Origin of the sequence: Idiomarina sp. UBA4206 (assembly GCF_002383015.1) — a bacterium.
Taxonomy (GTDB): Bacteria; Pseudomonadota; Gammaproteobacteria; order Enterobacterales; family Alteromonadaceae; genus Idiomarina; species Idiomarina abyssalis.
Map to the genome: position 1 here is coordinate 50,694 of NZ_DFTS01000041.1, position 10,313 is coordinate 61,006.

Genomic DNA, 10,313 nt, shown 5'->3' on the forward strand with positions numbered 1-10,313 from the left:
TTCATCGTCTTTGATGACGCCGATATTGAACAAGCAGCTGAGCAGCTCATTGCCTGCAAATTCCGTAACGGCGGGCAAACCTGCGTATCGGCCAATAGAATACTGGTGCAAAAGTCTGTCGCCGAGAAGTTTACAGATGCTGTTGTCAGCAAGGTAAAAGGTCTGAAAGTGGGGCCCGGAACTGAAGAAGGCGTCGACTTAGGTCCACTTATCGATCAGGATGCAGTTGATAAGGTTCAGCGGCTGGTATTGTCGGCCAAGTCTGATGGTGCAACCATAGAAACCGGCGGTTCAGTAATGACCGAACTCGGTGATTTATTCTACGCTCCGACGGTATTAACTGGCGTCACTGACGATATGGACATCAGTGAAGAAGAGATCTTTGGCCCGGTGGTGGCTATCAATACCTTTGAAAGCGAAGAAGAAGGTATCGAGAAAGCGAATAACACACCTTTTGGTCTGGCGTCTTACTTTGCAGCAAAAGACACAGCTCGTATCTTCCGCGTCAGCGAAGCGCTTGAATATGGCATGGTTGGTGTTAACACGGGTGGAATCTCACACGCCTACAATCCGTTTGGCGGAATTAAAGAGTCAGGTGTTGGTCGTGAAGGTTCTAAATACGGTATAGACGAATACCTTGAGTTAAAAACAGTGACTCTTGGCGGACTTGGATGAACCCATTCGAAAGTACATTTAAACAGCTGAAAAGCCATTTCGACAGCGGACTCACCCGTCCGCTGTCGTGGCGTTTAAACCAGCTTAAACAACTTCAACGCTTCCTGGATGAAAATGAAAAACCTTTACTGGAAGCATTAAAGAATGACCTGAACAAGCACCCGAGTGAAGCACGCTTAACTGAATTGCAGTTTTTGCAAAGCGATATTAAACACACAATAAAAGCCTTACCGAAATGGAGCAAAGCCCGTAAAGTCGGCAACCCATTACTCGCCTGGCCTGCTAAAAGTCAGTTAGTCCCAGAGCCTTTAGGTACCGTATTAATTTTAGGCGCCTGGAACTACCCTTTACAGCTACTTTTAGCGCCTTTAGTGGCAGCTATCGCTGCGGGTAATTGCGCGTTAATAAAACCATCCGAGCATGCATCTGCAACGGCGGATTTACTGTCCCGACAGCTCCCCGACTACCTGGATAACTCCGCCATAAAAATTGTGACCGGAGCGGCAATCGAGTCGCAACAGCTGACAACATTGCCTTTTGACCACATTTTTTATACCGGTGGTGAACATGCCGCTAAATCAATTATGGCAGCGGCAGCTGAAAATTTAACGCCCGTCACACTTGAGCTTGGCGGCAAAAGTCCCGCGGTAGTTTTAGCCGACGCACCTATTCAGGTAGCAGCCCGACGCATTGTCTGGGGTAAATTCCTGAATGCCGGTCAAACCTGTATTGCACCTGACTACGTGCTGGTCGAAGACAGCGTAAAAGAACAACTCATTAGCGCTATGCATCAGGAGCTGGTTAACTTTTACGGCGATGACCCACAGAACAGTGACTGTTACGGCAGAATTATTCACCAGGGGCATTGGCAACGCCTCACGCAAATGCTGGATCAGGAAAACATCGTTATTGGAGGCGACTTTGATAAAGCGGAGCGTTATATCGCACCAACCATAGTCGATGGCGTTAAAGAAAACAGCGCCCTCATGCAGGAAGAAATTTTTGGCCCAATACTTCCTGTTATTACCATTAAATCAGCAGCCGATGCGATTGAGACAATCCATCGCCATCCTAAACCGCTTGCGCTTTATGTCTTTAGTAACACTCAACGGTTACTCTCTTTATTTACCGAGAAAGTTTCTGCCGGAAACGTGTGCTACAACGACACGCTCATGTTTATGCTTAACGACAAACTGCCATTTGGCGGCGTTGGTCGCAGTGGCATGGGTCGCTACCATGGTAAGTTTGGGTTCGACACATTCAGCCATTTAAAGCCCGTTATGAAGCGCAGTTTTCGGTTTGATGTTGCCTTGCGCTACCCGCCTTACAGCAAGTTTAAGGACAAAATCTTATCCTGGTTTAGTCCCTAGGCATTGAAATTCAGCGGGCGCGTCTGCATATCACTAGTAACAGTTTAGTGAAATGAAATATCTACAGGAGCGTGCGCTGCTAATGTCTGAATCCAACATCGTTAACGTTGACTTGCAAAACTTCCAGCAGGTTCTACTGGAAGGTTCAAAAGAAAAACTCATTATTATCGATTTTTGGGCAGACTGGTGCGAGCCCTGCAAACAGCTCATGCCAGTACTGGAAAAGCTGGCCTCGCAATACAGTGAGCAGGTTATCCTCGCCAAAATAAACTGTGATGAACAGCAAGAGCTGGCAATGCAGTTTGGTATTCGAAGCCTGCCTACAGTCGCCTTTTTTAAAGATGGCCAGCCCGTAGACAGTTTTGGCGGAGTCAAAACTGAAGGCGAAATTCGTGAGATACTGGATAAACACCTGCCCAGTCCGTCTGACGACTTGATTCAGCAAGCTCAAACCGCAATGGGCGAAGGTGATGCGAATAAAGCTTATACCTTAGCGAAACAAGCTTACGATATCGACAGCAGCAATATGCAGGCATTGAAACTGCTGGCCGAAGCTGCCGTTGATGCTGGCCGCCTCGACCAGGCAAAAGAACTGGTCTCTAAAATTCCAATGGTTGAACAAGATAGCGACTATCAGCGCATAAAAGGCAAACTTGAACTTGCCGAGGATGCCGCCGACTCACCGGAACTGAGAGCTCTGCAGGAGCAGGTCGAAAAGCAACCCGACGATTTATCTCTAAAGCTGCAGCTTGCTCTTAAACTTCATGAAGCGCACCGCGATGAAGAAGCCTTAGAGCTGGTATTCACCGTGTTAGCTAAAGATGTGAACTTTGCTGATGCGAAAAAATACGCGCTCGACATTATCAATTCCTTACCGGATGGTGATCCTCTGGCAGCGACCTATCGTAGGAAGTTATACAGCACTATGTATTAATGGCTGTTCACTAGCAACTTTGGCCGGCTTCCTCAGCCGGCTTTTTTTTATCCTGGCTTTTCGTGATAATAACGCCATGCAGAAAATCTATCATCAGCGTATTCAGTCCGGGTCACTTCAGTCCGATAAACACCAACACAGTGCTGTTAATGCACTGCAACAGCGGCTGGACTCACTTGCCCGAGGTAATCAACCACAAAGCCTGTACCTGTTTGGCCCTGTAGGCCGTGGGAAAACGCTATTAATGGACTTGTTTTACCAACACCTTCCGAAAGACAAAGCCATACGTCTGCACTATCACCACTTTATGGCAAAAATTCATACAGCCCTTAACCAAAGACAAGGCGAAGCCGACCCTATGGAAGCCATTGCAAGTTCCTGGGCGCAACAATATCCGGTTATCTGTCTTGACGAATTTTTTGTCGAAGACATTGGTGATGCAATGATCCTGGCCAGGTTATGGGAAGCTCTGTTCAATAACGGCGTTACCTTGGTAACCACTTCAAACGCACCGCCCAAAGAACTTTACAAAGGTGGTTTGGCACGTCACCGTTTTGAACCTACCATCGACTTACTGAATAAAGAATGTGAATGTCTGGATTTAGGCTTAGGCATCGACTATCGGCGGCTTAAGAATACAGACCTGCCGTTTTACCTCAAACAGGGGACTCAAAAGCAGTTGCGTTCGGTCGCAGAAAAGCAGTTTGGGGAAACTCTCCGATGCTCCTCTGTTTCGGTTATGAACCGGTCAATTCACTCTTTATGGCGAAACAATAACGTCATTGGCTTTGAGTTTATGGCACTTTGCTCAGGCCCCAGAAGCCAACGCGACTACATGGAGTTAGCCGCTCAATATAGTGCAATTGCGGTGCATGGTGTGCCCACATTTTCTTATCTGCCCGATAAAGACCTGGTACACGGCGTTGAAGAAACTTATCAACGTGAGCATCAAACCAATAGCGTCAGCAAACTGGATAATGAAGCGCGTCGTTTTATCGCTTTGGTTGACGAATGCTACGACAACAAGTGCCTGCTAATACTGACCGCAGAAACCGATATCGATAAGTTGTATCAGGCAAAGCAGCTGGAGTTTCCTTTCAGACGGTGCGTTTCTCGTCTATTTGAAATGCAGCAGTGGGGAAACTCAATGAAAGGAAACACGCTGGTAAAAAGACGCCAATCTGTTCCAGAGAGCTAAATTCCCTGTATTTACCAGCGTGTTAAAACTGAGTTATAAAAAGGTTATCTTATTTTTAACAAATTCCAATATTGCAATTGTAATGGATGTTAAAATAAATTTTGTTTTTAAACCTAATTTCCCGCATTCTGCCGCACAATCACTGATTAGCTGCTTGCCGTTAAATTGCCACCTTGCTAGGATTGCTGAAATTTGCTGAACGGCAGCGCTTACAAGGCGTTAAAACAATAACGAGAAAAGAAGGTTCAGAATGAGCGAACAACGCGATCAATTTAGCTCTAAGATTGGATTTATATTAGCGGCAGCAGGTTCTGCTGACGGCATTGGTAACCTGGTTGGCTTCCCGGTTGCGGCTACCAAGAACGGTGGCGGTGCATTTTTAATTATCTATGCCTTGTTCGTTGCTTTCATCTGTATACCGGTCATGCTTGCCGAAATGGGCCTCGGCCGTCGCGCACAAAAAAGCCCTCTCGGCTCCTATAAGGCCTTATCTCCAAATAATAAAGGGTGGCACATTGCTGGCATACTGGCGGTGATTACGCCATTCATGATTGCCGTTTTCTACATGGTCATTACTGTCTGGATATTTGGTTACCTGTGGCATTCCATCATGGGTAACCTCGATATGCTTGCCAACCCGGAGTATTTTTCTCAATTCGTTAACGACTACGGTTTTGTCGGCTTTCTTGTCGCCGTCACTATCATTATTAACGTTATTTTGATTGGAGGGGTTCGCCAGGGTATCGAAAAAGCGGCCAAATTCCTTATGCCAGCATTGTTCATTATGCTTATTCTGCTGGTTATCTTTGTTCTTTCGCTGGACAACGCCGTCCTTGGACTGGAGTTTTATTTAGTCCCTGACTTTTCAAAAATTGACGGTTCAGTGATAAACGGCGCTTTAGCACAGGCATTCTTCTCGCTTTCTCTGGGCATGGGTATTTTAATTACTTATGGCTCTTACTTTAGCCGACGCGATGACATTGTTACTTCAGGTAAACTGGTCGCATTAACAGATACCGCCGTAGCCTTTACGGCAGGTTTAATGACACTGCCTGCAATATTTGCCATCAACCCAAATACTGACCCGGACGCATTAAGTGACTCATCGGTTAGCATGATCTTCTCGTTTTTCCCGCAAATCTTCATCGCGCTTGAAGGCGTTGTCGGTTATGTAGGAGCGAGTATTGCTGCGACTGTCTTCTTTCTTCTGACCTTTATTGCAGCCATTACTTCACTGGTTTCAATTCTTGAAGTTCCGACCGCAGCGGTTATTGAGCAAGCCAAGATCAGCCGTAAAAAAGCGCTGTTGTTTATGGGTATCGCCGTTACCATTTTAACCCTTATTGCCGCCACTTCTTTTGGTTTTGTTCCGGCATTTACTGAGTTTACTTTCTACGCGGACACGCCTAAGTCAGTTTTTGATGTTATCTATGACGTTTTCTACGATACCATTCTGCCACTGAACGGCCTGCTGATTTGCTTGTTTGTCAGCTTTCACTGGCGTCGTAAGAATCTGGACACTGAACTTGCCGAGGGCAACCCAGGGTACCCAAATACACTGCTGGCTAAATACGTGCGTTTATCCATTTGCACCTTTATTCCACTGATATTGGCAGCAGTATTTATTAATACGGTGCTCACGAAGTTCTTCGCAATTTCTATTTTCTAGCATGTCTAAACGCAGCGGTTACAGAAAACTTGAACTGCTGCATGATGCGAGCCTTTGGCAACAACATTGTCAGGCTCGCTCCGGCCTTTCTATCTATTTATCCGACACGGATAAACGGGCAGATGCTGCGCTCTCACGTTATCGTGACTACCTTGGCCATGAATTTGAACGTGTCTTTATAGATTGCCGCGACAGTTTGCATGCTGACGCCATTGCGGCGCTTTGCGGGACAGTAACCGCCGGCGGGCTCTTATCGATACTGCTACCTGAAAAGCCCAATGCCATGAGCCAGCGCATGGAGCATTTTGCTTTAAAGTACTGGAGCAATGCCGCCGCTGACCTTTCTCCTGAAACCTCTACTGAATCATTACCGGCAGGTAACAAGCTTAAACTCACATCGGAACAAAGTGACATTTTGAAGCTCGTTAACGAGACCGGTTCAGGCACCAAGAGTGAGCCGACAACTCACATCATAACGGCTGAGCGTGGACGGGGTAAAAGTACTTTACTGGGGCAGGCTCTCGCCCATGCAAAGAATAAAAGCTCTGTTATTGTCACCGCCCCACGAAAAGCCAACGCCAAAGTTTTACTGCAACAAGCTCCTCAGGCTAAGTTTGTCGCCTGGGATAAGCTTCTTGAACAACCAGACGCCCCGGGCAAGCAGTTAATTATCGATGAAGCCGCCGGTCTGCCGCTTTGGGCAACTGAGAGGCTTTGTCAAAAGTTTACACCGTGGCTGCTTGCCACCACAGTAGCCGGATATGAAGGCTGTGGCCGTGGCTTTGCGGTGCATTTTACAGACTGGGCAAAGAAAAACCTGGCCGGGGTTGCTATTCACCAGCTGACTCAGCCCATGCGCTGGCCCGTCAATGATCCACTAGAACAATGGCTAACAGAAACTTTTTTGTTAGACGAAAAACGCCCCTTGGCTTCCTCAACTGAAGTCATGACAGGCACCTTTATAAAACACGCGTCTGAACTCGAAGAGAGCCTCTTACACCAGTGCTTTCAGCTCTTGCTCAATGCTCACTACCAAAGCAGTCCTAACGACTTAAACCTCTTACTAACCGAGCCGCTGCATAAAGTTGCGTATAGCCTTGAGCAAGGTAAAGTTACTGCCGTTGCCTGGTTAATGGCTGAAGGCCCTATTGACGCACCATTAAAGCACGATGTTAAACAGGGGCGACGCCGTCCAAAAGGTAACTTACTTCCTCAGGCTATCGGCTATTTCCTGCAACAAGAATGGGCTTTCGATTTATCCTGGTTACGAGTAGCCCGAATAGCAGTACCTGCCGACAACAGTCGCCGCAAATACGCTTCAGCATTACTCACTGAAATATCCAAGTGGGCCGGAGATAATCACTTTCAAGTATTAGGAACCAGTTTTGCCTGGTCATCAGAGTTAGATAGGTTTTGGCAAAATAACAATTACGCGCCATGGCGTATAAGCAGTCGTATTGACTCCGTTTCCGCCCGCCCTGCTGCTATTTATGCATACCCGCTTAGCACTAACAATTCGCAACAGTTTCAACGCCTCAGTGCGTGGGGGCAGCAGCAGTTTCAGTGGCTGTCGGAAGGTATAGCTGCGTTAGCTTCCAGCGAAAACCTTAGCGAAATAAGAGCCCTGATTATCGATGCCTATACTCGCCATATAATTCCCTTCGATGCCGCGCATTTTGCCTTAGCACAGTGGCTTTACTGGCAATATCCCGACCACACATTAACATCGTTGATCTGCAAGCCAGATATAACACTGAAACAACTCGGCCAAGTCTGGGGCGGGCTTTCGCAGCGGCAAGCTAACGAAAAACTGTGTAAAGACGTACGAGCACTGCGCTAATGTGACTTGTTGTTTTCGTTACAACTTTCTATCATCAACACAGAACTTCACTAGGAATCTCTACCATGACTCGTTATTCGGTTTTTATTGCTTGTTCTACTGTGCTGATACTGAGCGCCTGTAGTTCTTTTGAAAAGGAGAAAGAACAACCTGAAGGCCCTTACCCGGAAACAAAAACCGTTGATCAACAAGATAACTACCACGGGACTCTGGTGGAAGACCCTTATCGTTGGTTAGAACAAAACAACCAAGAAGTTGAGAACTGGGTTAACGAGCAAAACCAGCTATCAACACCAGCGCTTCAGGACTACTCTCAATTTCAGAACATTAAAGACAGAATGACGGAGCTTTGGAACTACGAAAAAGTGAGTACGCCCTTTCGCTATGCTGATCGTTACTTCTATTTCTCCAACGACGGGCTGCAAAACCAAGCCGTTCTCTATACTATGACCGACCTAAGCAGCGCACCGGATGTACTGATTAACCCTAATACATTTAGCGACGACGGTACCGTTTCACTGGCCCGCATTAGTGTTTCACCACAGGCAAAATACGTGGCATACGCACTATCTGACGGGGGCAGTGACTGGACACAGATAAAAGTCCGTAATATTCAATCAGGAAAAGACACCAGCGATCTGATTAAAGGAGTGAAATTTAGTGAGGTGGCATGGCTGCCTAACGAGCGTGGTTTTTATTACAGTCGTTATCCGCAAAAAGAAGACGGAAGCTTTGATGACTCGAAGCCGGTCAGTGTCTATTTCCACAAACTGGGAACCAAACAAAGTGAAGATGAGCTCATTTTTGCTTTTGATAAAAAACCAAGCTGGAACCCGTATCCAAAAATATCTGACGACGGCCAGTACTTACTCGTTGATGTATTCAAAGGCTATGATGCCAACGCGGTGTACGTGCGACCTTTAGCACAGGAAGAAGCGCCCTTTAAGAGCTTGTTCACAGCGTGGGACGGGCAATACCAATATGTTACCAGTCACAACGGAAAGCTTTATTTTAAAACCACAAATGGCGCACCAACTGGCCAGGTTATTGCAGTTGACCCTTCGCAACCGGCTCCCGAAAACTGGACAGAAATTATCGCACCTAAAACTCATACCTTAAAAGAGGTCAGCGCCGTAGGTGGACAGCTGTTTGCTCACTACCTGCAGTCAGCTCGCTCGCGGGTGGCTATCTTTGATATCGAGGGAACGATGCTGCAGGAGCTTGCTTTACCGGGTATTGGCTCAATTGACGGTTTTAAGGGCAGCCACAAAGCGCCGGATACATTCTTCACGTTTAAAGGTTTTACCGAGCCCGGGAAAGTTTATCGTTATCAACCTGAACAACAGCGCACAACTCTTTGGTATGAAACCGAAGTGCCAGCAAGTTTAGACCAATATACTACTGAGCAAGTGGTGTATAACAGCACTGATGGCACCGAAGTGCCTATGTTCCTCGTTCATCATAAAGACCTGGAGCTGAATGGTAACAATCCGACGCTGTTATATGGTTACGGCGGTTTCAATATTTCCCTCACTCCCGGCTACGATACAACTCGTGTTGTCTGGCTGGAAATGGGCGGCGTACTGGCCATTCCCAACTTACGAGGTGGCGGTGAGTTCGGCGAAAAATGGCATCAGCAGGGCACTAAAGAAAACAAGCAAAATGTATTTGATGACTTTATTGCCGCGGCCGAATGGCTAATAAATAATAACTACACGAATAAAGACAAACTGGCTATTCAGGGGCGCAGTAACGGTGGCTTACTGGTAGGAGCAACAATGGTTCAACGACCTGAACTCTTTGCTGCGGCTCTTCCGGCTGTTGGCGTGCTCGATATGCTGAGGTATCAGCTTCCCAGCGCGAATGCCAGAGGCTGGAGTAGTGAGTTTGGTCTAAGCGAAAACGAGGAAGACTTCAAAACATTGTACGGGTACTCCCCTGTTCACAATACAGAGGGTGGTACCTGTTATCCGCCAACCCTTATTACTACGGGTGATCACGACAACCGAGTTGTCCCCTGGCACAGTTATAAATTTGCAGCAGCACTGCAGCGAGACCAAAGCTGCGACAACCCAATATTATTAAACGTAGAAACCCGCGCCGGACACGGTGCCGGTACACCAACCTGGATGCGTATTGAAGAACATGCCGAAAACTGGGCATTTTTACATAAGCATTTAGGTATGGATTCCGAGGCAGCACAAAGCAACGCTTCTGAATGATGATTCCATAAAAATATGCTATCTTTCGCAGCAACTTTATTAGTTAAAAGATTTCTGTGAAGGATAGCATTCATGTCTAAAGTTCTAATTATTGGTGCCGGCGGTGTTGCTGGCGTAGTCGTACAAAAATGTGCGGGCCTGCCGGAAGTATTCTCTGAGATTCACCTGGCCAGCCGTACCCTGTCAAAATGTCAGGCGTTGCAGGAAAAAGCGGGTAAAGACCGCGTTGTTGGTGTGTATCAGGTAGATGCCGATGATTCAGCAGAAGTGGCTGAGCTCATCCGTGGCATTAACCCGTCACTGGTTATCAACGTCGCACTTCCGTATCAGGACTTACCTATCATGGACGCTTGTCTGGAAACCGGCGTGCACTACCTTGATACCGCAAACTACGAACCAAAAGAC

Annotated in this window: 8 protein-coding genes; all 8 read left to right on the forward strand. The window is 47.0% G+C overall.

The features are described from left to right. The coding region (locus B3180_RS08920; RefSeq protein WP_286844103.1) for an aldehyde dehydrogenase family protein at window positions 1–675 on the forward strand (675 nt) is incomplete at its 5' end. Continuing rightward, complete coding sequence (locus tag B3180_RS08925) at window positions 672–2,045, forward strand: aldehyde dehydrogenase family protein (protein ID WP_278358481.1); 1,374 nt, start codon at window positions 672–674, stop codon at window positions 2,043–2,045. The genes B3180_RS08920 and B3180_RS08925, both read left to right, overlap by 4 nt. A gap of 82 nt (window positions 2,046–2,127) precedes the next feature. After that, window positions 2,128–2,979 (forward strand): thioredoxin, encoded by an 852-nt coding sequence (trxA, locus tag B3180_RS08930; RefSeq protein ID WP_278355865.1) that lies wholly within the window; start codon window positions 2,128–2,130, stop codon window positions 2,977–2,979. Window positions 2,980–3,055: 76 nt separating this feature from the next. After that, window positions 3,056–4,177 (forward strand): cell division protein ZapE, encoded by a 1,122-nt coding sequence (gene zapE / locus B3180_RS08935; RefSeq protein WP_199493561.1) that lies wholly within the window; start codon window positions 3,056–3,058, stop codon window positions 4,175–4,177. A 250-nt stretch (window positions 4,178–4,427) separates the two neighbouring features. Then, a complete protein-coding gene (locus B3180_RS08940) occupies window positions 4,428–5,846 on the forward strand; it encodes a sodium-dependent transporter (RefSeq protein WP_286844106.1) in 1,419 nt (472 codons plus the stop codon). 1 nt (window position 5,847) lies between these two features. Next, a complete protein-coding gene (locus B3180_RS08945; protein WP_286844108.1) occupies window positions 5,848–7,686 on the forward strand; it encodes a GNAT family N-acetyltransferase in 1,839 nt (612 codons plus the stop codon). A gap of 65 nt (window positions 7,687–7,751) precedes the next feature. After that, on the forward strand, window positions 7,752–9,908 hold the full coding sequence (locus B3180_RS08950) for a prolyl oligopeptidase family serine peptidase (RefSeq protein ID WP_286844109.1): 2,157 nt from the start codon (window positions 7,752–7,754) through the stop codon (window positions 9,906–9,908). 72 nt (window positions 9,909–9,980) lie between these two features. Next, window positions 9,981–10,313: saccharopine dehydrogenase NADP-binding domain-containing protein (locus B3180_RS08955; protein ID WP_286844111.1), on the forward strand; the 333-nt coding region annotated here is incomplete at its 3' end.